This window comes from Rheinheimera sp. B2H12 (assembly GCF_059620065.1).
In genome coordinates, this window is record NZ_CM184363.1 from 49,975 (window position 1) to 70,086 (window position 20,112).

22 protein-coding genes are annotated in these 20,112 nt (G+C 52.2%); 14 read left to right on the plus strand and 8 right to left on the minus strand.

What is annotated here, in order from left to right; genetic code table 11:
* Positions 1–90: 90 nt before the first annotated feature.
* The 8 genes from AC53GJ_RS00245 to AC53GJ_RS00280 all read left to right on the plus strand — a co-directional run bounded on the left by AC53GJ_RS00245 (position 91) and on the right by AC53GJ_RS00280 (position 8,284).
* Positions 91–1,242, plus strand: coding sequence for a methionine aminotransferase (locus AC53GJ_RS00245; RefSeq protein WP_496730536.1), 1,152 nt, complete (start codon positions 91–93; stop codon positions 1,240–1,242).
* Positions 1,224–2,018, plus strand: coding sequence for an amidohydrolase (locus AC53GJ_RS00250; protein WP_496730537.1), 795 nt, complete (start codon positions 1,224–1,226; stop codon positions 2,016–2,018). Before AC53GJ_RS00245 ends, AC53GJ_RS00250 begins: the two co-directional genes overlap by 19 nt.
* Before the next feature lie 89 nt (positions 2,019–2,107).
* The gene (locus AC53GJ_RS00255) at positions 2,108–3,979 is read left to right on the plus strand and encodes an Ig-like domain-containing protein (RefSeq protein WP_496730538.1); all 1,872 of its coding nucleotides are present in this window, start codon (positions 2,108–2,110) and stop codon (positions 3,977–3,979) included.
* Positions 3,980–4,111: 132 nt separating this feature from the next.
* Positions 4,112–5,287: an MFS transporter gene (locus AC53GJ_RS00260; protein ID WP_496730539.1), complete on the plus strand. Its 1,176-nt coding sequence runs from the start codon at positions 4,112–4,114 to the stop codon at positions 5,285–5,287.
* Positions 5,288–5,449: 162 nt separating this feature from the next.
* Entirely contained in the window at positions 5,450–5,893 is a 444-nt protein-coding gene (locus AC53GJ_RS00265) for a cytidine deaminase (protein ID WP_496730540.1), read from the plus strand.
* An 11-nt stretch (positions 5,894–5,904) separates the two neighbouring features.
* On the plus strand, positions 5,905–7,221 hold the full coding sequence (gene deoA, locus AC53GJ_RS00270) for a thymidine phosphorylase (protein ID WP_496730541.1): 1,317 nt from the start codon (positions 5,905–5,907) through the stop codon (positions 7,219–7,221).
* 60 nt (positions 7,222–7,281) lie between these two features.
* Positions 7,282–7,782 (plus strand): methyltransferase family protein, encoded by a 501-nt coding sequence (locus tag AC53GJ_RS00275; RefSeq protein ID WP_496730542.1) that lies wholly within the window; start codon positions 7,282–7,284, stop codon positions 7,780–7,782.
* 10 nt (positions 7,783–7,792) lie between these two features.
* Positions 7,793–8,284 carry a hypothetical protein gene (locus tag AC53GJ_RS00280; RefSeq protein WP_496730543.1) on the plus strand — a complete coding sequence of 164 codons (492 nt, stop codon included), beginning with the start codon at positions 7,793–7,795 and terminating at the stop codon, positions 8,282–8,284.
* Positions 8,285–8,301: 17 nt separating this feature from the next.
* Here AC53GJ_RS00280 and AC53GJ_RS00285 read toward each other — a convergent pair whose 3' ends face one another.
* Positions 8,302–8,853: a hypothetical protein gene (locus AC53GJ_RS00285; RefSeq protein ID WP_496730544.1), complete on the minus strand. Its 552-nt coding sequence runs from the start codon at positions 8,851–8,853 to the stop codon at positions 8,302–8,304.
* A gap of 363 nt (positions 8,854–9,216) precedes the next feature.
* On the opposite strand from AC53GJ_RS00285, the gene AC53GJ_RS00290 reads away from it, so the two are divergent.
* From AC53GJ_RS00290 to AC53GJ_RS00300, 3 genes are read left to right on the plus strand one after another with little or no spacing between them, the layout of a single operon-like run.
* Positions 9,217–9,603: a BlaI/MecI/CopY family transcriptional regulator gene (locus AC53GJ_RS00290; protein ID WP_496730545.1), complete on the plus strand. Its 387-nt coding sequence runs from the start codon at positions 9,217–9,219 to the stop codon at positions 9,601–9,603.
* Positions 9,603–11,021: a peptidoglycan DD-metalloendopeptidase family protein gene (locus AC53GJ_RS00295; protein ID WP_496730546.1), complete on the plus strand. Its 1,419-nt coding sequence runs from the start codon at positions 9,603–9,605 to the stop codon at positions 11,019–11,021. The genes AC53GJ_RS00290 and AC53GJ_RS00295 overlap by 1 nt, the downstream gene beginning before the upstream one ends.
* Before the next feature lie 27 nt (positions 11,022–11,048).
* Positions 11,049–12,212 (plus strand): serine hydrolase domain-containing protein, encoded by a 1,164-nt coding sequence (locus AC53GJ_RS00300; RefSeq protein ID WP_496730547.1) that lies wholly within the window; start codon positions 11,049–11,051, stop codon positions 12,210–12,212.
* A 39-nt stretch (positions 12,213–12,251) separates the two neighbouring features.
* Here AC53GJ_RS00300 and AC53GJ_RS00305 read toward each other — a convergent pair whose 3' ends face one another.
* Both AC53GJ_RS00305 and AC53GJ_RS00310 read right to left on the minus strand, forming a co-directional pair.
* Positions 12,252–12,479 carry a hypothetical protein gene (locus tag AC53GJ_RS00305; RefSeq protein ID WP_496730548.1) on the minus strand — a complete coding sequence of 76 codons (228 nt, stop codon included), beginning with the start codon at positions 12,477–12,479 and terminating at the stop codon, positions 12,252–12,254.
* Between the two features lie 61 nt (positions 12,480–12,540).
* Positions 12,541–12,777, minus strand: a complete 237-nt coding sequence (locus AC53GJ_RS00310; protein ID WP_496730549.1) for a hypothetical protein — start codon at positions 12,775–12,777, stop codon at positions 12,541–12,543.
* A 282-nt stretch (positions 12,778–13,059) separates the two neighbouring features.
* Between AC53GJ_RS00310 and AC53GJ_RS00315 the strand changes: the two genes are divergently transcribed.
* Positions 13,060–13,530 (plus strand): DUF4920 domain-containing protein, encoded by a 471-nt coding sequence (locus tag AC53GJ_RS00315; RefSeq protein WP_496730550.1) that lies wholly within the window; start codon positions 13,060–13,062, stop codon positions 13,528–13,530.
* A 197-nt stretch (positions 13,531–13,727) separates the two neighbouring features.
* On the plus strand, positions 13,728–15,104 hold the full coding sequence (locus tag AC53GJ_RS00320; RefSeq protein WP_496730551.1) for a Gfo/Idh/MocA family protein: 1,377 nt from the start codon (positions 13,728–13,730) through the stop codon (positions 15,102–15,104).
* A 30-nt stretch (positions 15,105–15,134) separates the two neighbouring features.
* On the opposite strand, the gene AC53GJ_RS00325 is transcribed toward AC53GJ_RS00320, so the two are convergent.
* Positions 15,135–15,680 (minus strand): hydrolase, encoded by a 546-nt coding sequence (locus AC53GJ_RS00325; RefSeq protein ID WP_496730552.1) that lies wholly within the window; start codon positions 15,678–15,680, stop codon positions 15,135–15,137.
* 107 nt (positions 15,681–15,787) lie between these two features.
* Positions 15,788–16,645, minus strand: a complete 858-nt coding sequence (locus tag AC53GJ_RS00330; protein ID WP_496730553.1) for a PA4780 family RIO1-like protein kinase — start codon at positions 16,643–16,645, stop codon at positions 15,788–15,790.
* Between the two features lie 95 nt (positions 16,646–16,740).
* Between AC53GJ_RS00330 and AC53GJ_RS00335 the strand changes: the two genes are divergently transcribed.
* On the plus strand, positions 16,741–17,265 hold the full coding sequence (locus tag AC53GJ_RS00335) for a TlpA family protein disulfide reductase (protein ID WP_496730554.1): 525 nt from the start codon (positions 16,741–16,743) through the stop codon (positions 17,263–17,265).
* Here AC53GJ_RS00335 and AC53GJ_RS00340 read toward each other — a convergent pair.
* Genes AC53GJ_RS00340 through pilV form a run of 3 tightly spaced genes read right to left on the minus strand, consistent with a single transcriptional unit; the run spans position 17,252 to position 20,111 of the window.
* Complete coding sequence (locus AC53GJ_RS00340) at positions 17,252–19,072, minus strand: DUF7305 domain-containing protein (RefSeq protein ID WP_496730556.1); 1,821 nt, start codon at positions 19,070–19,072, stop codon at positions 17,252–17,254. The genes AC53GJ_RS00335 and AC53GJ_RS00340 overlap by 14 nt on opposite strands.
* Positions 19,072–19,653, minus strand: a complete 582-nt coding sequence (locus AC53GJ_RS00345) for a PilW family protein (protein WP_496730557.1) — start codon at positions 19,651–19,653, stop codon at positions 19,072–19,074. The genes AC53GJ_RS00340 and AC53GJ_RS00345 overlap by 1 nt, the downstream gene beginning before the upstream one ends.
* Positions 19,650–20,111: a type IV pilus modification protein PilV gene (gene pilV, locus AC53GJ_RS00350; protein ID WP_496730558.1), complete on the minus strand. Its 462-nt coding sequence runs from the start codon at positions 20,109–20,111 to the stop codon at positions 19,650–19,652. Before pilV ends, AC53GJ_RS00345 begins: the two co-directional genes overlap by 4 nt.
* Position 20,112 lies beyond the last annotated feature (1 nt).

Consider the following 20,112-nt stretch of genomic DNA (forward strand, 5'->3'; position numbering starts at 1 on the left):
AAGCCGTTTTCTTGCGCGCTGGCAGACAGCGAAAGCGGAATAATGCTAGCATCAGCCAGATCCGGTCACGATAGGCGAGCAAGGAGCTTTATGGAACTGCGCAGTAAGTTGCCCTGGGTGGGCACCACCATTTTTAGCCAAATGACTCAGTTGGCGACTAGCTATCAGGCGATTAATTTATCGCAGGGCTTTCCTGATTTTCCCGCGGCAGCTCCTTTATTAGCAGCGCTGAATCAACAGGTGATGGCTGGCAATAACCAATATGCACCGATGGTTGGGGTATTGGCGTTGCGTCAGCAAATTGCGGCATTAACCGAACGTTGTTATGGCAGAGTGCTGAATGCGGAGACCGAGATTACGGTAACCTCTGGTGCCACTGAAGCTTTATTTGTTGCCATTCAAGCTGTGGTGCGACCTGGTGACGAAGTGATTGTGTTTGATCCTGCCTATGATAGCTATCAGCCGGCGGTGGAGTTGGCGGGTGGTAAAACTGTCCACATTCAACTGACGGCCCCTGACTATCAGATTGACTGGCAAGCGGTGCATCGTAGAGTGACGCCGCAAACCAGATTGATCATTGTCAACAGCCCGCATAACCCGACTGGTACTGTATTTTCCCCGGCTGATTGGCAGGCGTTGGCGGATCTGGTGCAGCAACATGGCTTATTTTGTATCAGTGACGAAGTGTATGAACATATGGTGTTTGAGCCCGCAGCGCGTGGCAGTGCCAATCAAATGCCGGCCTTGCTGGACAGAACATTTATCATCAGCTCTTTTGGTAAAACCTTTCATGTCACTGGCTGGAAGCTGGGTTATTGTGTAGCGCCGCCGAACCTGACATTAGAATTGCGGAAAATTCACCAATATGTCACTTTCTCAAGTTTTACCCCGGCGCAATATGCGATAGCCACAGTGCTGGAACAGGCTCCTGAGCTGGTGACTGGTTTAGCAGATTTCTATCGGCAAAAGCGTGATTTGTTTGCCTCCTTGTTAGCTAGCAGCCCCTTTAAATTATTGCCCTGTGCCGGCAGTTATTTTCAGCTGGCAGATTATAGTGCGATCAGCACCCGGTCTGATGTCGAGTTTTGTCACTGGTTAACTGTTGAACACCGGGTGGCGGCGATCCCGCTATCGGTATTCTCACGGCAGGAACAGGATAGTAAAATTATTCGGTTTTGTTTTGCTAAACAAACAACGACCTTACAACAAGCGGCGGATTTTTTATGTCAGATCCAGTCTTAACCGGCAGCAATTTACGGGTTGCTTTGTTACAAACTGAATTGGTTTGGCAGGACGCGGCTGCCAACCGTGAGCATTTTAGCAGGCTGTTCAGCCAGTTAGCTGCAGTCGATCTGGTGGTGTTACCGGAAACCTTTAATAGTGGTTTTTCGATGCAAAGCAGCTTGATTGCAGAAACGATGCAGGGCGACACAGTGCTATGGCTGCAACAGCAGGCGGCTTTATATCAGTTTGCCATTTGTGGTTCCCTGGCGATTCAGACAGAGCAGGGGGTTTGTAATCGCTTGTTGTGGGTGCAGCCGGATGGCCGGATGGACTATTACGACAAACGGCATTTATTCCGCATGGGCGGTGAGCATCAGCATTATGTCGCTGGCTCGCAGCGGCAGATTGTCCACTACCGGGGTTTCCGGCTGAATCTGCAAATCTGCTATGACCTGCGTTTTCCGGTGTTTGCCCGCAATCAGGGCGATTATGACGTGCTGATTTATGTTGCCAACTGGCCGGCAGCCCGACGTCAGGTCTGGCGCACCTTGCTGGCGGCCAGGGCGATTGAAAATCAGGCCTATGTGCTGGGTTGTAACAGAGTGGGCATCGATGGCAATGGTCTGGAGTACAGTGGGGATTCTGTGGTGCTGAACTATCTGGGCGAACCGCTGGCTACAGCAAGTGAAGGTCAGGCGGCCGTATTGCTGGCCACTTTGGAACTGGACACCTTGCAACAAGGCCGGCAAAAATTTCCGGTGGCGCTGGATGCGGATGCTTTTTGTCTGATTTAACCTAAGCTGCTTTGCTTTATATTATTTAACTTATTGCTATCAATTGTAAGTTATAAATCATTGTTTTTTCTTGCAAGGATGTACTGAAGATGCTGTTTAAAATTCGTCTGGCTGTGCTTTTGGGGTTGGTCTGGCTGCTGCAGTCCTGTGGTGGTGCAGACACGAGTGAAAAAGCGACACAATTGACGCTGACCCTGTCCTCAGAAGTGCTGGATGCTGGTTTTCCGGAGCAGTTTAGTTATGTGACGGCCACGGTGCGGGATCAGGACAATAAATTGTTGCTCAATGCTCAGGTCGAATTCAGCACCACCCTGGGTAGTTTCAGCCCTGCAGCACCGTTACTGAACACTAAAGTACCGACGGATCGCGGTGAGGCATCTGGGCGTGGTGAAGGTCAGGCCATCGTCAAACTGTACCCTGGCGCTGTAGCCGGTGCGGCCAGAGTGACAGCTTATGTCAATGGCGTGCAACAAACCGCGACTGTGACTATTTCTGGTCAGGCGCCGTTGCCGGTGGATCCTGTCGTCAGTCAGTTACAAGTCACGGTGGCAAATCCGGCGCTGGTGGTCACTGGCACTGGTGGGCAGGACAGCACCAATATTCAGATCCAGTTATTCAACCGCGCTGGTTTAGCGGCCGGGGATGGCCCGGCTGGCCTCGACAATTTGCTGGTACAATTGATCGCCAGACCCAATGGCGGTGAAGTACTGCAAGGCCAACAGGCGAGTGGCGCTCTGGTCAGAGACAGTCAGCAAGTCAGGTTGAAAAGCCGCAATGGGGTTGCCACGCTGTTGTTGCAAGCGGGGACTCTGCCTGGCGTGTTAGAACTGAGTGTTGAAGCCTTGAATGAACAAGGATTACCGCTATCACCGGCGGTAAAAACCAGCGTGTCAGGATTGAGCATCGCATCAGGTCCGGCCCACAGTATTGCGGTCAGTTATCCACGGCTTGACAGTTTAACCAACCTTGGCAACGGCTTGTACCGGCGTAAAGGTGGTTTATTGGTGACAGATCGGCACGGTAATGCAGTGCCAAATGGCACAGTGGTCAGCTTGGGGGCCCTGGATTCAGTGTTGTTGTCGAATATGGCTCCAGCCCTTCATTATGGTGCGTTTCAAAGTGTGGCCGCAGGCGATGCCAGCGCCCAACAAGCGAGTCTGTTGTTAACGGATCCGTCCAATGCCTTGTTTAAAAGTGCTTATAATCTGCGTAACAACCTCAATCGTTATATTCAACAGGGTGATCGGGTGTTGCTGCCGAATGCGCAGGCTGGCGATAAAATCCGTTTTGTGGCGGCTGCACCTGTTGAAAACCAGCAATTGGCGTTGAATAAAGCCTGGTCGCAAAGTTATAACCAATTACAGTATCTGGTCGGCGCCGCGCTGGTCGGGGTGCAAATCGCCGGCGAAGCCGCAACAGGCAGTACCGATTTGGTCCCGGGCCAGGCGATCGTCAAAGACGGTTATGCCACGTTTTATCTGACGTATCCGGCCAATCAGCAAACCTTAAGGCTTGGTTGCCTGTCCGATCCACAACAAGATAGTCGTTATCTGCCGCTCGGATCAGCTCAGGTTTGGGTGATGGCGGAGGTGAATGGGACTGCTGCCACCACGCTGGATCGTCAGGCCTGTTTTGCTGGCTTATTACCCTTCACGCTGAGTGCAGATACCACTCAACTGAGTGGTTCGGGTACAGTATTGCTCAAAGCGCAGGATGCCAGCTTGATTAACCTGCCTTTTACTGACTTCACTGTCACCGTCAGTTATGACAAAAATGACGGTGGGCTGCTGGTCACCCCGGCTTCGGCATGCGCGGGTCAAACCGGGTTAAGGACAAATCAGCGTGGCGAGTGTTTATTGCAGTTGACAGTCACTGGTGGTGTCAGTGCAGATCAAGCGAAAGTAAAGATCCAACTGTCGGACAGTGGCAGTCAGGTTGAGCTGACAGTGACCAAAGCCTGAACTACATTTGTCAGACAATAATGCTAAAAAACGGCACTTTCTGTAATAAAACTACATAAAGTGCCGTTTTAACCGCTTTTTTATAGTATAATTCTAAAATACTGTAATTTTAGTACAAATCGACGAGGCCGCATGTCACGCTTTCATCCCACCGCATTGATTTTCTCTGGTTTTTTTTTGCTGGGGATCCTGATTATTTTATGGGGGGTGTTGCTGCCGGATCTGACCCGCAGTTTGCAGATGAGCGCAGCACAAAGTGGCTGGTTCTTTCTGGTGATGGCGCTTGGCACTATCAGTGGCGCTTATCTGGGTGGCAAATATGTGCAAAAATTTAATTTTCTGAAGCTATTTGCCGCGCTGGCGCTGGCTGAAACGCTGTTGTTGTTGCTGATTTCATTCGTCGAGACCTCAACCGAGCTGATGATCGGTATTTTTCTGTTTGGTTTGTTCTGCTCTGTGATGTTTACCATTGGTCATACCTTGATTGCTCGCTTGCACGCCAATAAAAGAGCTCAGATGATGGGGTTGATGGACTTTATGTTTAGTCTCGGTACTCTGGCGGCACCTTTTCTGGTGGTGGTGTTGTACTGGTGGATGGAAGACTGGCGTTGGCCATTGCGGTTGTTGGCGGTATTGCTGGTGGGCCTTGCGGCTTATGCCTATTGGATTGCCAGGTTGATCCAGGCGACGCCGGCTCAGGCTGCCGCGCCGCGCCAGACATTGTCTTATGGCGCAGTATTAAAACAGCCGGCTTTTGTCGCCCTGGTGTTAGCTATGTTGGGTTATGGTGCGGTGGAATGGGGCAATGGCAACTGGTTTGTCAGCTATGCCTCGACCGCCTTGCAATATCCAACTGAGCAGGCACGGCTGGTGTTTGCCTGGTTTACCGGCGGTATGGTGCTGAGCCGGTTAGGTTTTGCCTTTTTATTACCCTGGTGCGGCGCGCGTTTGTTATTAAGGTTGTTAGCCGCCCTGATGCTATCTGGAGCCGTGCTGCTGAAGCTGGCGGAGACATCCAGCGTGCTGGCGCTGGCGAATTTTATGCTGGGGCTGGGGTTAGGAGGTTTGTTCCCGTTATTACTGGCAACCGCGATGGATCTGGATCCACAAAACGGCGCTGTGTTGTCTGGCCTGGCCAATATTGGGGGCTCGGTTGGCTGTCAGATCGCAGCGTTAGGCACGGGGCTGTGGGCCAATAGCGCGGGTATCGGTACTGCCTTCTGGTTACTGCCGATAGCTGCTTGTTGGTTATTTGCCATGGTATGGCTATTCAGTCGTCGCGCCACGCCACGGCAAGCGCAGGCTTAACATCTTCTTATATTTGGCCGTCTGGCAGTTTATTCGCTGCCAGCTGCGCAATAATCATGCATTCATCAGACGAAAATCTGCTTTAACTGCTGACCGGATCTTGCATCCGGCGTCATTTCAGGGCATAACAGGCTGCCCATAGTCACAACGAGTTTTCACTGGATGAATTCATCTATTGATTGGGCTTTACTGCAACAACAAGCCCGTACTGCCGCTGAGCAGGCATATGCCCCTTACAGTCATTTTCCGGTTGGTGTTGCCGTGCTGGCCGCCAGTGGTAAAATTTATACCGGCTGCAATGTCGAAAATGCTTCTTATGGTGGCACCACTTGTGCCGAGCGTAATGCTATAGCTGCAGCTGTGGTCGCCGGTGAGCGGCAGTTCAGCGCTTTGCTGGTGTATACCCCGCAGGAAAAATTAACCCCACCTTGTGGTATTTGCCGCCAGGTCATTGCCGAATTTTTTACCCCCCAAAGTCCAATTGCCAGTGCGAATCATCTGGATCAGTTACAGCAATGGAGCTTAGGTGAACTGTTACCAAGTGCTTTTACGCCTTTGTATCTGGCCGAAAGCAACAAAGTTGATACCAGTAAAAGCAGCAAATAACGGAGTCTGATGTGTATTTACCGCAGGAAATTATCAAATTAAAACGTAATGGTGGCCAGTTACCAGAAGTCGCTATCCAGCAATTTGTCCGTGGTATCACTGATAACAGTTTCAGTGAAGGTCAGACGGCCGCGCTGGCAATGGCGATTTACTTAAATGGCATGCAAACCGAAGAAACAGTGGCTTTAACCCGTGCCATGCGCGACTCAGGTTCAGTATTGAACTGGGCTGGCAAACTGAATGGCCCGGTGGTGGATAAACATTCGACCGGCGGTGTGGGTGACAAAGTCAGTCTGATGCTGGCGCCAATGATTGCCGCTTGTGGCGGTTATGTGCCGATGATTGCCGGCCGTGGTCTGGGTCATACCGGTGGCACAGTCGATAAACTGGAAACTATTCCGGGGTATAGCTGTACCCAGCCACTGGCAAAAATTCAGGCTGAAGTGGCCAGGCTGGGCTGTGTGATCGTCGGGCAAAGTGCGGAACTGGCACCCGCCGATCGGCGTTTGTATCTGATCCGCGATGTCACTGCGACTGTCGAATCTATCCCGCTGATCACCGCATCGATTTTGTCGAAGAAACTGGCCGCCGGGCTGGATGTACTGACGATGGACGTCAAAATTGGTTCAGGTGCCATTATGAAAAATGTGGCCGACGCTACAGCGCTGGCGACCAGTATTGTCAATACCGCCAAAGGTGCAGGGGTCAAGACGCAGGCGTTATTAACGGATATGAATGAATGCCTGGGGGCGACCGCCGGCAATGTGCTGGAAGTACTGGAAACACTGGATTATCTGACCGGGAAATATCGCGAACCAAGGCTGCATCAGGTGACGTTAGAGCTGGGCGCCAGCATGCTACAACTGGCAGGTCTGGCGAAAGACAAAGCCAGCGCGGTGGCCGCACTGGAACTGAGTTTAACCTCAGGCAAGGCGGCTGAAATTTTTGCCCAGATGGTCAGCGCTCTGGGCGGTCCGGTTGATTTGCTGGAGAAACCACAGCACTACCTGGCGGCAGCAGCTGTGGTGCAGGATATTCTGGCGCCTCAGGCGGGTTATCTGGCCGCGAGCGACACGACTGCGGTGGGTATGGCGGTGGTCAGATTAGGTGGTGGCCGGGCGCATCCGCAGCAAGTGATTGATCCTGCAGTAGGTTTCAGTGATGTATTGGCGCTGGGCTGCAAAGTACAGGCTGGCGATCGGATTGCCCGTGTCCACGCCGCATCAGTTGAGGCCGCCGCAAAAGCCACGGCAGAATATCTGGCAGCCCTAAGCTGGTCGGATCAGACGGTAAACTTAGCTCCAATTGTACATAAAGTGATTGATTAATCAGCACTCTTACTGCTACAACTGGCAATGGATTGCCAGGATTTGCCAAGGAGAGCCTGCATGTCTTTACCTTTTCCTCCGCCAGTGTTTATGCGCTGGCTGGAACTGAAAATTCCCCCCTTGTTGTGGTGGTTGATCTGCGTCGGATTGATGTGGTTGCTGGCGCAGTTCTGGCCACTTTATCATTTCAGCCAGATCTTCACCGCCTGGCGTATCGCTCTGGCTGCCGGTTTTATCCTGATGGCGCTGGTGATTGGTCTGGCTGCGGTCTGGCGCTTTCGCCAGGCAGCGACTACTGTTCATCCTATGCAACTGCAACTCAGCACCAGTCTGGTGCAAGATGGGATCTTCCGCTATAGCCGTAATCCGATGTATCTGGCAATGCTGCTCGGCTTAGCAGGGGTGGCCTGTTGGCTGGCGGTGTTGTCAGTCTGGTTGGGGTTGCCATTATTTCTGCTCTTGATCCAGCAGTATCAGATCAAACCGGAAGAACGTTGGATGGCAAGTCGTTTTGGTGCTGAATATCAGCAGTACCGGCAGCAAGTCCGGCGTTGGATTTAAGGAGGCGTGGATGATAAGCCATAATGATAACCCTTGGTTACGCTGGGCGGCAGGATTGACCATGCTGGCGGCGTTAGCACATTTTCTCATTATTGCCGGTGGGCCGGACTGGTACCGCTTTTTTGGGGCTGGTGAGGCGATAGCGCGACTGGCTGCGCAGGGTCACTGGTATCCGCCCGTGCTGACCACAGTGATTGCCTTAGTACTGACTACCTGGGCCTTTTATGCCTGGTCCGGCGCTGGCATGATGCGCCGTTTGCCTGGGATAGGTGTAGCACTGGCCCTGGTCAGTCTGATTTTTTTTGCCAGAGCCTTATTTGGCTTTTGGTTAGTGCATGCCCCAGCAGTCGCGGATGCTCACCTGCTGGAGTTGCAGCAAAGACCGCTGTTTTTATGGGGGTCTTCGCTGTATTGTCTGGCCTTAGCTGCATGTTACAGTCTTGGCTTGGTTAAATTAAAACGTTGTATGCAGCGTACCCGCTGGAACCAGTTATCGGGCTGAACCCTGTAAAGCCCGCATCAACTGGCTGGCTGTGAGTCGGTGTTGGCTGCCGGTTGGCAGCTTTGCAGCAACTGTTGCAGATGAGCCCCTAAGTCTTGCTGGGCCAGCGCCGTGCTGGCCTGCACCATTTGTTTCAGGGTGAGCAGTGCCTGTTCCAAACCTTGTTGTTCCAGTAAAGTTTTAGCATATGCGGCGGCATGGGCACCTTTTTCCAGCGTGCTGGCCAATTGTTCAAAGCTAAAATCCTGTTGTAACAGTTGCTCTAAATCTGCCAGCAGCTGGGTGACTTTCGCTGATTCGGCCAACGCCCCTTCCACACTAATTAATTTACCCAGCGGATCAGTACTGAGTTTATTGGCGACACAAGCGCTGACAGAACCTGCTTCCGCTTTTGCCAGCACTGTGTCCAGCCCTTGTGCGCGGATTTGCTGCACCACAGTCGCCAGTTGTTGTTCTTTCGCCAGCCAGGCCTGTTCGGCGACTTGTCTTGGATCCGTGCTGAAATAACCGCAGCTGGTGACGAAAAAACTCAATAACACAGGGAAAGCATAACGACGGCGACTGGACATAAAACACTCCTGAATATTGGCGCTGAGCCAGAAAAATCGTACAAAACAGACCAAAGTATCATTGGAGATGAGGGCGAACTGTGGCAGCTTCAAGGGCTCGCCAGTTGAATGCCAGCGTACAAGCGTCCGCCTATTCCTGTCCTCCCTACACCGCAGGATTTGCCGCACTAAAGTGAGTCAGCTATGGCCGTGCCAAACGGCCATGACGAATGTCTATGACGAATGTCTATGACGAATGTCTATGACGAATGTCTATGACGAATGTCTATGACGAATGTCTGCGACGAATGTCGCATTTTGGACTTGCAGTCCTGTGACATTTGTCGCACTATGACGACCTATACCATTCACAGGTCTTCAGCCATGCAACAACCGACAGCCCCTGAATTAGAAATTCTGAAATTGTTGTGGTCCAGACAACCCCTGACTGCGCGTGAGTTACATGATGAACTGGCGCTGGTGCTTGGTTGGGGTTATTCCTCGACCCGGAAAACGCTGGAAAGAATGGTGGAGAAAGGCCTGCTGAGTTTAACCAGCCTGGGCCATAAAAATAGTTACAGTGCCAATGTCGACAAAGTCAGCACTCTGGCTGGTTTTGCGCAGGACTTTGCCAGCCGGATTTTTGAACTGAAAGGCCCTTTGCCGGTGGCCATGTTTGCCGGTAGTCACCTGGTGGATGCCAATGAAATGGTGCAGTTAGAGCGACTGTTGGCGCAATTGGCCACGCAACAACCGCAGGACAGCAACTGATGCATGTGCTGTGGTTGCTGCTGGCTTTTCTGCTTTGGAGTTTGTTGTGTTGGACCTGCGTGCAACCCTTGTTGCGACGTCAGCCTGCTTTGGCGCAGTGGCCAGGTTTTTATTGGCTCTTATTGCTGATCTGTAGTATGCCGTTATGGCCTGCTTTGCAGTGGCATTCCGCCTGGATGGTGCCGCCGGAGTTATTGTTGGACAGTGTCAGCGAAGTATCGTTTTGGCTGGCAGCTCCGGCACATCCTGCCTTGCAGCCGTCTATCGTCTGGACTGAGGTATTGCTGCTGGCTTTGTCCGGTGGTTGGGGTCTTGGCGTGAGTTGGCGCTTGTGGCAGTTAAGCCGTCAGTGGCGCTTGTTGCAACAATTGGCCACCACAGCTGAACCCTTAACCCGCGCTGCAGTGGTGGCGTCATTACCGCTGAGTGCCAGAACAGAGGCAACTTTGCAGTTGCGCCGGCTGCAATTGCGACAGCAACAGGCGATAGCATCGCCCTTTGTGTTTGGTTGTTGGCGATTACATCTGATCCTGCCGCAGCAATTTAGTCAGTTAACTCCCGACGAGCGCTGGCTGGTGTTACAACACGAATTCTGCCATATCCGGCGTAAAGATCCGCAACAACTGTTAGCCTGGCGACTATTGGCAGCTTTGGCTTGGTTCAATCCAGTGCTATCACGGCTGGAAACTGCTTTTATCCGGGCGATGGAATTGACGGTCGATCAATGGGTGCTGACAGCACAGCCAGCGGCAGCCTACCGCTATGGTCAGGTGTTGTTACGCAGTTTGCAATATCAGCCACAGACTGCCAGTCCCGGTGCCGGATTTGGGCAGCAAGCGACCGAAGAAGATTTTAACCGGCAGCGTTTATGGCAGCTGTTTCAGCCCATCGCACCCTGGTCTGGGCGGCGGCGCTGCGTGTTGGTGACCGCAGCTTTACTGTTGGCGGCGCTGGCCCATCTGCTGTGCAGTCAATTGCAGTGGCAGCGCAGCGGCATGCCATCATGGCAATGGCCATTACAGCAGGTGGCCGTGAACTCTGCTTTTGGTGTGAAAAGTGCGCTCCGTCAGTATCGGCCCCATCTAGGGCTGGATTTGGCAGGTCAGCAGGGTGATCTGGTGTTTGCGGCAGCTGCCGGCAAAGTACTGATAGCCGATCATCACAGCTTACATCCGAATTTTGGCAAAGTGATTTTATTGGACCATGGTGCAGGTTATCAGACGTTGTACGCGCATTTGCAGCAGTTTTCCGTGCAGTCCGGTGACCATATCGCCGCTGGTACTGTGATAGGCCGGGTTGGCGACAGCGGCAAAGTCACAGGGGCGCATTTACATTTTGAGTTATTGCAGTATGGTCAGGCGCAGGATCCAATGTTGCATTTGCCTTTATTGTCATCGGCTGGCGTAGCCAGTCACTAACATTTTCTATCGATGCTTGGAGTGTGCATGTTTACCATGTTGTCTCGCTGGCGCTACGGCGCCGCGTTGGGTGTATGGCTCAGTGTAAGTTCGCTGGTACAGGCCGGTCAGGTGACAGAAACTGAGCTGGTACAACAATTTGAACAGCAATTTCGCTCTAAACTGCAACAAGCGAAAGTCCCGGGTGGTGCTTACGCTATTGTGCAAGGTGATCGCATTGTGAAGCTTGGCTACTATGGCGTGAGAGTGGCTGGCGAGCGTGCCACCGTCAATGCGGATACGGTATTCCGGCTGGCTTCAGTGTCTAAAACCTTTGCTGGTGTCAGCCTGGTGCAGGCTCAAAATGCCAGTCAGCTCCAGTTGCAACAGCCGTTGTCGAGTTATGTGCCTGAGTTAGTCCTCAGAACTCCGGAACTGACGAAAAGTCTGACGCTGGAGCAGGTGGTGTCACACAGTAGCGGTTTTTGGGCACACGCGTTTGAAGATCTGATCGAAGCGGATCAGACACCAGCACAAATTTTACCCAGACTGCGTGAACTCAGTCCGGTCTGCCCGTTAGGTCGTTGTTACAGCTATCAAAATGTTTTTTTTGGTTTGTTGGGTAATGCGCTGGAGCGGGCGACAGGTTTGCCTTATGACCAGTTATTGAGTCAGCGGCTATTCAAACCTCTGGGGATGCAGAGTGCTTCCGTGGGGCTGGCGCCGTTGCTGGCTTCGCGTAATAAAGCGATGCCGCATCAACGTGGCGGTAAAGGCTGGCGGGCGGTGAAACCCAAAGCAAATTTTTATCGGGTCAGCAGTGCTGCCGGCGTGAACGCCAGTGCCCGGGATCTGGCTATTTATCTGCAGGCGATGTTAGGCGGCCGACCCGAGGTGCTCCCGCTTCAGCTGTTGCAACAACTACAGCAGCCGTTAACCCGGGTACAGGGCAAACCGCGGGGCGAAGTCTGGCAGCAGTTTAAGCACACCAGCCTTTGGTATGGTCGCGGCTGGCGGATGGTGCAGTATGATCAACAACGGGTGTACTATCATGGCGGCGTGGTCGATGGATACCGGCCTTATATCGGTTACGCGCCCCAGACCGGTTATGGTCTGGTGCTGCTGACCAATGCTGAAGCCGATATTATCGGACCGCTGGCCAATTGGTTTTGGTTGCAAGTGCTGGATAAACAGTCATCAATGAAAACCTAAAGATTGGCACAGCTGCCATTGCAACTGTGCCAAACATCATTACAGACGGAAAATCAGCGGTTGTGGTGCGTGCTCTTGTTCCTGCTGTACCGGATAAATCCGGCATAAACGAGCGGCAACCTGACAGGCATTTTGGTTACCTGCTGCACAAAGGGCACGTAAATCCTGACATTGCCACTCGTCAGGCGCGGCTGCGACAGGTTGCGCTAAGGTAAACAATAACGTCGTGCTAACAGCTGCCAAGGTCATTTTAAGCGTTGTTTTCATTGTATTTTTTCCTTTTGCTATTGGTGTACTCGGGTTGGTTTGGTGTCTGTTTGAGGGCAGATCAATGGTTGAGCAGTCGATAGATCAAAGGCTGCGCATGTTGTACGGTCAAATTTTCCGGGTAATAAATATCGCAATAACGATAAACAATACGGCATTTTTGTTCATCACCCAGGCTGCATTGATATCTTAAAACTTCGCAGTCGGCGGCTCCCGGCACGGCATAAGCAGGTTGGGTCATTGATAGCGCCACTGCACCTGAAAAGACCAGCAGACTGGTTTTAATCATTTTGTTCATAGAACACCCATGTTTGTTGTGATTTTGAGTTGGATTTTATGTTGTTGTGACAGTCAGCATGACGGCTGACTCTGATGACAATGCGCGGATATGTGGATTTTATTTTAATGAAAACTGTATATTAAAGTTATTTAACTGTGACATTCATGGGTTCAATGTTTACGCTTGCAGTTTACAACGCAACCCGCTAGCTTGCTGAAAGTGTATGTTTGCCGAGGTGCTGCTGGTCTCGTTGGGCGGCAAGGGACATCAGATGATGTTGACTATAATGAAGGGGGAGTAATGAAAAGATTGATCCTTTTGACCATGTTGCTGTGGTTGTTGGCAACCCCAACCAGCCTGCTGGCGCAGACGCAACGTTTTGGCACTGCTATCGATCTGGCCTTGTTGACGCCGGTATCCAGTCTTGTCGCGGCGCCAGATCAATATCTGGATAAACAAGTCACAGTGCAAGGTCGCATCCACAGTGTCTGCAGTAACAAAGGTTGCTGGATGCAACTGGAGTCCGATCAGGCCAGTCAGCAATTTAAAATTAAAGTCAGAGATGGCGACATGGTTTTCCCGGTCAGTGCCCGCGGTAAAACAGCTTTTGCTACCGGCAAACTGCATAAAACGGTGTTGGATCTGGAGTCCAGCCGCGAATATTTAGCCGACATCGCGCAGCGGCAGCAGAAAAGCTTTGACCCGGCCAGCGTCACTCAACCCTTGGTGTTACTGCAATTAGTGCCGACTGGTGTTGAAATCCGTCCCTGAAGCTGAGTGCGTCCTGTGTTGAGCGCTGCGCCTCACCTTAAAAGGAAAGTTTTCGAAAGTTATTTTTTGCTTTTCAACGCAATTTTATTGTCATTTTTATCTTTTTGTGTTTCATTCTCTTTCGAATATAAATCAAGGCTGGGACTGTTGCTGCGTCAGCCTGATTTTGAGCAGGTAAAGCGCAGAAGGAGATCCGCATGACAGAATTTAATCGCAGAAGTTTTATGAAAGTCTCACTGGGTACAGCCGCCATCGGCGTACTGGCCGCTGGTACTGCTGGTTGTCAGAGCAGCCCGACGCCCCGTGCCAAATCGGCTGGTCAATCGGTTCTTGGCCTGGTGGTGCCGGCGATGGCACAGGTTCGAGTCGGTTTAATTGGTGTCGGTGAGCGTGGTGTTGGTTATATCAATCACTTTTCTAACATTGAAGGCGCTGTGATCACCGCTATTTGTGATACTGATCCGCAAGTGATTGCCAGAGCCAAAACTATGCTGCAGCAGGCGGGTAAACCTGAGCCTGCCTGGTACCATGCCCATGCCGAATCTTATCTGGAATTGGTGCAAAGGCCTGATGTCGACATTGTGGTGATTTCTACGCCATGGCAATGGCATCATCCGATGGCCAAAGCGACGTTACTGGCCGGTAAACATGCTTTTGTTGAAGTACCGATGGCTCTGACGCTGGAAGACTTATGGGATTTAGTTGATACCGCCGAGCGCATGCAACGAAACTGCATGATGTTAGAAAATGTCTGTTACGGCCGTGATGAACTGATGGTGTTAAATATGGTCCGGCAAGGCTTGTTTGGTGAGCTGTTGCATGGGGAAGCCGCTTATATCCATGAATTGCGCTGGCAGATGAAAGAAATTGACCGCAAAACCGGCTCCTGGCGCACCGGCTATCATGCCAAACTGAATGGTAACTTATATCCGACGCATGGCCTTGGGCCTATTGCGCAATATATGAATATCAATCGTGGTGACAGATTTGATTATCTCAGTGCCATCAGTTCACCGGCGCTGGGTCGGGCGGCTTATGCCAAACGTGAATTCCCGGCTGATCACCAGCGCAACCAACTGAACTATATCTGTGGCGATATTAACACCAGTATCATTAAAACTGTGCAGGGCCGGACTATCATGTTGCAGCATGACACTACCACACCGCGGCCTTACAGCAGGCACAATTTGATCCAGGGCACCAATGGGGTGTTTGCCGGTTTTCCAAACCGGATCGCGCTGGAGCAGGGCGGTAACGGCAACTATCACGAATGGATGACTGATATGGAACCCTGGTATCAGCGTTATGACCATCCGTTGTGGCAGCGGATGGGGGCCGATGCCGAGCGAAATGGTGGCCATGGCGGCATGGACTTTCTGATGTGCTGGCGGCTGATTTATTGCCTGCGCAATGCGCAACCGCTGGATCAGGATGTGTATGATGGCGCGGCCTGGTCGGCTGTGGTGCCGTTATCAGTCGCGTCGGTGGCGGATCGCGGTAATAGCAGAGATTTCCCCGATTTTACCCGCGGACTCTGGCAAAGCGCGACCCCTTTGCCTGTGGTCGGTGCTTAACGCTACTCTCGTGACTGGTGGCTGGCGGCCTTAACGGATCCAGCCTTGCAGCAGGCGGCGGAATTCGGGCGTGCCAGCTTGCTGCAACCATTCAAACACCAGCATTTCACGACTGATCAGACTGCAACCTGCCTGCAATAAACGTTGCAGCGCCAGCTGTTTATTGGCGGCAGTGCGCGAGCCGATGGCATCTTCCACCAGAAACACCTGATAACCGGCTGCGATGGCGTCCAGCGCGGTTTGTAGCACACAAACATGACTCTCGGTGCCGAGTATCACCAATTGACGACGACCATGTTGTTGCAACTGTTGGCAAAACAGTGGTTCTTGCAGGGCGCTAAAATGAATTTTTTCCAGGATCTGCTCTGGCTGGAAATAACGCCTTAACTGCGGTAACGTCAGGCCCAGCCCTTGGGGGTACTGCTCTGTGGCCAGACAAGGGATTTGCAACTCGGTAGCCACCTGTAACACCCATTCTGCAGCCGCCACCAGCTCTGTACTCTGGGCTATGGCAGGTGCCAGCTTCGTCTGGATATCAATCAGTAACACTAGACTTTGTGTCGGCTCCAGTTTCATCCTTTGCTCCTTGACCGTTTGACCGTTTGACCGTTTGACCGTTTGACCGTTTGACCGTTTGACCGTTTGACCGTGCTGCTGGCTGGCAACCTCACAGTTGCGGCCGGTTAATCCTCGTCATCGGCTGCTTGCTGGCGCTGTTGCCTGGCTTGCATTTCGGCAAAAGCAGCTTTGATTTCTTCGAGTACGGCATCAACATCGGCGGCGGCGGCGGGTTCGGTAAATTCGCCAGTCAATTCAGCTTCCGGATCAAAATTACCGGCTTGGTATAACGCCCAGATTTCCTTGGCATATTGGGTCTGTAACAGTTCAGGCGCGAACTGACCGTAGTACTGAGTCATATTATTGACATCACGGGCTAACATCCAACTGGCGTTATTATTCGCGGCGGCGTCGACCGCTTGCGGTAAATCGATGATCACCGGACCATAAGCATCGACCAGCACATTAAACTCGGATAAATCGCCATGCACCAGGCCAACACCTAACATCCGCATGATGTAACGCATCACCATGGCGTGATCCTCGACCGCTTGCTCTGCCGACATCATCACATCGTTCAGACGGGGCGCGACGTCGCCATCGGCGTCAGTGACCAGCTCCATCAGCAACACCCCATCGTAGCAGCCGTAAGCAACCGGCACCCTGACACCGGCATCGGCCAGTTTGAACAAGGCACTGACTTCGGCATGCTGCCAGCTTTCTTCCTGCTGTTCCCGGCCGTAACGGGAGCCTTTTTCCATGGCTCTGGCGCGACGCGAGCTGCGTACCTTGCGGCCTTCCTGATATTGCACCGCTTGCTTAAAGCTGCGCTGCGCCGCATCTTTATAAACTTTGGCGCAGCGGATCTCATCACCGCAGCGAACGACAAACACTGCAGCTTCTTTGCCGCTCATCAGCGGACGTAGAACTTCATCAACCAGGCCTTCTTCGACCAGTGGCTGGATTTGTTTTGGTATTTTCATCAAGTCGTTATACCTTAGATTGCGCAGCGATGGAATAAGTCTGTGGTTGTTGCAGTGATGTTGTGGCACCACAGTTCGCCTCAAAGGACATTTCGATGAAAATATTACCGATTTTTGCAATTTTTCTGCTCACTATCCAAGGTTGCAGCAGTGTGGCGGCGGACAAAACTGGACGGCCGGTTTCATTGGCGTTATTAGCGCCAGGAGCCTTGCAACCACTGCAACGTCTGACTGATATTCACGGCCAAACCATTCGGCTGGATCAACCAGAGCAACGAAAACTACTGATCTTCTTTGCCACCTGGTGTAGTGATTCACAACGGGCTATCCGGCAAATTCAGGCCTCAGCACTGGTACAACAGCAGGATTTACAAATCGTTGGGATAGGCCGGGAAGAAAATGTCGCCAGCCTGAGCAAATTTGCCGCCGACTATCAAGTTAGTTTTCCGTTAGTGGCCGATCCGGACCGGCAGTTGTATCAGCAATTCAGCAACAGTGGCATTCCAAGGCTGGTGTTGGTCGATCAGCACAACCGCATTGTCAGGACGTTTTTGGCAGAAATCCCCGATGTGATGCCAGAGTTAGAATGGACTGTAGCAGCGCCAGCTACCAGCCATTAAAGGCAATACGGGGTGGTTGCAGGGGTTTGACCACGCCGCCGCCACCGATGCGACCAAGCGCTTGGTCATAGCGGATCAAACCATCGCCGCCGAGGCTGACTTTCCGGCCTAAAGCGGCACCGGCAAAGTAATTTTGCCGGCCAATACCGGCAATTTTAATATCGGTCAGTGGTGCGTAAATCGCGGCATAAATGCCATCGGCTGCGCCACTGATATCAATACCGGCTTTGTCTTTATCGGCAGTATTGCCTTCACCAGCCAAGCCGGCAAAGGCAGAATAAATGGCAAACACCGGTTTCTGATTGACCAAACCTTCGGGTTTGCCACCCTGTTGATTCAGCAGTTTGGCATCGGCGGCAAAGATAATTTTACCACTGCTGATGAGGGTCAGCGTGCTGTTATCCAGAATGCGCAGTTTCGCGTTTGCCCCCAGTTGCATCCTGTCACGGATATAAATAGTGATATCGCCGCTGATTTGCAATTCACTATTGGTCAGGTTGAGCTCAGTGAAAAAGTAACTGCGGATACTCTGTCCCAGAAACTTTGTGTTGGCCGGACTGTGCTGACCGGTGGGCCTGTCAGGTTGCAGAAATTGTCCCTGAGTGTTGTTGAGTTGATACACAGTATCAGGCTCGGTTAAATTGAGTGCAGTGAAGGTGGCGGGTTTGTCCATCTTTTGCACTTGAGGCGCAATATCCAGCGCATCACAAATTGGATTAAAGTCGGCGCTGCTGCGATCGTTATTATCAATGGCTAACAAAGGCACTTCCGGAAATTGGTTATTGCCTAATGCCACTTTTTGGCCTATTCCCGCCGGATTGGCAGTGCCGCTATATTGCACTGCTGCCAGATCGTCAAACACCGCTTTGATATAGTCGGCACTGAGCAGCAGATTGCCCTGAATTTGCACTGGACTGGCGATAGTGCCGTATTCAACCGGCTGACCCAGCGGGTTAATCTGGCCATAATTGGACACTGTGGTATGGCCTTTGACTTTGATGCCACCGGCAAGTTTAGTCGGCGCGGTAATCGTCAACGCCTGATTGGTTTTCAGTTCGGCCAGTAGTTTGACTGTGCTGTTGATATGAATATTGCCCCGGGCCCAGACTTCTTTTTTAATGGTGGCGCTGGCATTGTTCAGCCAGATATCGCCATTGGCATGCACCCGGCCCGTGACGACGGCAGAGCCTGCCAGGCTGATATTGCCTCTGGAGAGCACGTCGCCCTGAATAGGTGCGGCACCGGACAATTCGATATGACCGTTGCTGTTGACCGTCTGCACCACCACATTGGTGCCGGTGGCCGCTGGATTGGACGAATCATAACTGCTGATACCGCCACTGGCGGATAAGTTCACCCCTTCACAGCCAGTGACCGCATGACCAAATGGTCGTTGCTGACTGCCGCTCTCTGCGACTTTGCGGAACAAGACCCGGCGGCTAGCCAGACTATCATGATACCTATTACCGGCAGCGTCGACCGTCAGACCGGTTGCGGTCAGAGTGGCTGCTGTGGTACTGAAGCTGCGACCACCGCTCAGATTTTGTACCGCCACAGCGGCCGCAGCTGCCAGTTCGGCATCGGTTTTAGTGGCGTTTGCCGGCTCCCGCACAAAACGATTTAACTGATGGTAACTTTCAAATACTGCTTGGTCGGCCAGCAATTCGGCATTGAGTTTTTTCTGGAAGTTGCCACTCATCCGCTCTTGCGATATCGCATTATTCAGCGCGCTGAACACCAGTAAACTCGCCATCAAGGTCAACAGCAGTACCAGCAATAACGACATTCCTTTCTGGCGGACTTGCATCAGGTTGCCTCGGTTAAGATGATTGATTTTAATGCGATATCAAGCCGGATATAGGGCTCGGCTGACTGATCGGCATTCAGATCTGCGGTTGGGTATTTGCCTGGCAAATTTTTTGGCGACAAACGGAATCTGACCAGCCGATTATTGGCCTGCAGACTGAAATCCAGCGCATGAAAGCCAGTGATGAGCGCGGTCCAGGGCCCGTTCACTCCCGCTATAATGACCCGACATTGCAAAGCCGTATCCTTGAGCCTGAATTGTTCGGTAAAAGCTGTGGTTTGGCTATTGCCAAGGCAATCAGTCTGCGCGGCGTTGTTGTTGTCCTGTGTGACATGCAGAGTGCTGATATTCTCAGGCTGGATAATAGTCACTGCGGCTGCCCGTTTCAGGCTCTGACCCAGCATATCGCGGCTACTGCGTAACACTTCCTGAGCATTTTCAAAGTCATGTGTGTGCTGCACTGTTTGTTTAATGGCCAGTAACGCACCGCCAACGCCACTGACTAATAACATGGTCAGCACCAGACTGATCAAAAGCTCAACCAGGGTAAAGCCTGTGACCAGCGCGGTTCTTTGGCTCATAAACAACCTGCCGGATTGCCATTGCGTAGCCAGGGAAAACCGGCTGCGATATCCAGCCGTTCACTGGATTGGTCGCGTTGACGCCGGTCTGTCCAACGAATGGTGACAGACAGCAGAGGTTGCGCTGCTGCCGCAGTCAGCGGCGAGGTCGAAAAATCGTAGGCGGGCACAGTGGCCGAGTAGCCGACCGGATCCAATTCAGCGTCAGGCTTGAGGCCGGCGATAAAATCCTCATCAAATGGCTGGCTGCCTTGTTGCAACCGGCATAACTCTGGCCACAGCCGTTCAATCACATTTTGTGCCTGAAGGCTGGCGACTGTCTGCTGCAAACTGCTGCTGGCATATTGCAGCGTTTTGACCTGGGCTGCAGCCAGTCCCAGTAAGCCAATTGCCACCAGCAAAATAGCGACCAGCACTTCGATCAGACTAAAACCATGCAAGCGCTGAGGGTGCAGCATG

Coding starts and splice junctions, on each gene's coding strand:
- AC53GJ_RS00300 (WP_496730547.1), top strand. CDS start 11,049: ATGTTTACCATGTTGTCTCGCTGGCGCTACGGCGCCGCGTTGGGTGTA.
- AC53GJ_RS00275 (WP_496730542.1), top strand. CDS start 7,282: ATGTCTTTACCTTTTCCTCCGCCAGTGTTTATGCGCTGGCTGGAACTG.
- AC53GJ_RS00295 (WP_496730546.1), top strand. CDS start 9,603: ATGCATGTGCTGTGGTTGCTGCTGGCTTTTCTGCTTTGGAGTTTGTTG.
- pilV (WP_496730558.1), bottom strand. CDS start 20,111: ATGCTGCACCCTCAGCGCTTGCATGGTTTTAGTCTGATCGAAGTGCTG.
- AC53GJ_RS00280 (WP_496730543.1), top strand. CDS start 7,793: ATGATAAGCCATAATGATAACCCTTGGTTACGCTGGGCGGCAGGATTG.
- AC53GJ_RS00315 (WP_496730550.1), top strand. CDS start 13,060: ATGAAAAGATTGATCCTTTTGACCATGTTGCTGTGGTTGTTGGCAACC.
- AC53GJ_RS00305 (WP_496730548.1), bottom strand. CDS start 12,479: ATGAAAACAACGCTTAAAATGACCTTGGCAGCTGTTAGCACGACGTTA.
- AC53GJ_RS00310 (WP_496730549.1), bottom strand. CDS start 12,777: ATGAACAAAATGATTAAAACCAGTCTGCTGGTCTTTTCAGGTGCAGTG.
- AC53GJ_RS00250 (WP_496730537.1), top strand. CDS start 1,224: ATGTCAGATCCAGTCTTAACCGGCAGCAATTTACGGGTTGCTTTGTTA.
- AC53GJ_RS00245 (WP_496730536.1), top strand. CDS start 91: ATGGAACTGCGCAGTAAGTTGCCCTGGGTGGGCACCACCATTTTTAGC.
- AC53GJ_RS00285 (WP_496730544.1), bottom strand. CDS start 8,853: ATGTCCAGTCGCCGTCGTTATGCTTTCCCTGTGTTATTGAGTTTTTTC.
- AC53GJ_RS00335 (WP_496730554.1), top strand. CDS start 16,741: ATGAAAATATTACCGATTTTTGCAATTTTTCTGCTCACTATCCAAGGT.
- AC53GJ_RS00255 (WP_496730538.1), top strand. CDS start 2,108: ATGCTGTTTAAAATTCGTCTGGCTGTGCTTTTGGGGTTGGTCTGGCTG.
- AC53GJ_RS00320 (WP_496730551.1), top strand. CDS start 13,728: ATGACAGAATTTAATCGCAGAAGTTTTATGAAAGTCTCACTGGGTACA.
- AC53GJ_RS00330 (WP_496730553.1), bottom strand. CDS start 16,645: ATGAAAATACCAAAACAAATCCAGCCACTGGTCGAAGAAGGCCTGGTT.
- AC53GJ_RS00325 (WP_496730552.1), bottom strand. CDS start 15,680: ATGAAACTGGAGCCGACACAAAGTCTAGTGTTACTGATTGATATCCAG.
- AC53GJ_RS00260 (WP_496730539.1), top strand. CDS start 4,112: ATGTCACGCTTTCATCCCACCGCATTGATTTTCTCTGGTTTTTTTTTG.
- AC53GJ_RS00290 (WP_496730545.1), top strand. CDS start 9,217: ATGCAACAACCGACAGCCCCTGAATTAGAAATTCTGAAATTGTTGTGG.
- AC53GJ_RS00345 (WP_496730557.1), bottom strand. CDS start 19,653: ATGAGCCAAAGAACCGCGCTGGTCACAGGCTTTACCCTGGTTGAGCTT.
- AC53GJ_RS00265 (WP_496730540.1), top strand. CDS start 5,450: ATGAATTCATCTATTGATTGGGCTTTACTGCAACAACAAGCCCGTACT.
- AC53GJ_RS00340 (WP_496730556.1), bottom strand. CDS start 19,072: ATGCAAGTCCGCCAGAAAGGAATGTCGTTATTGCTGGTACTGCTGTTG.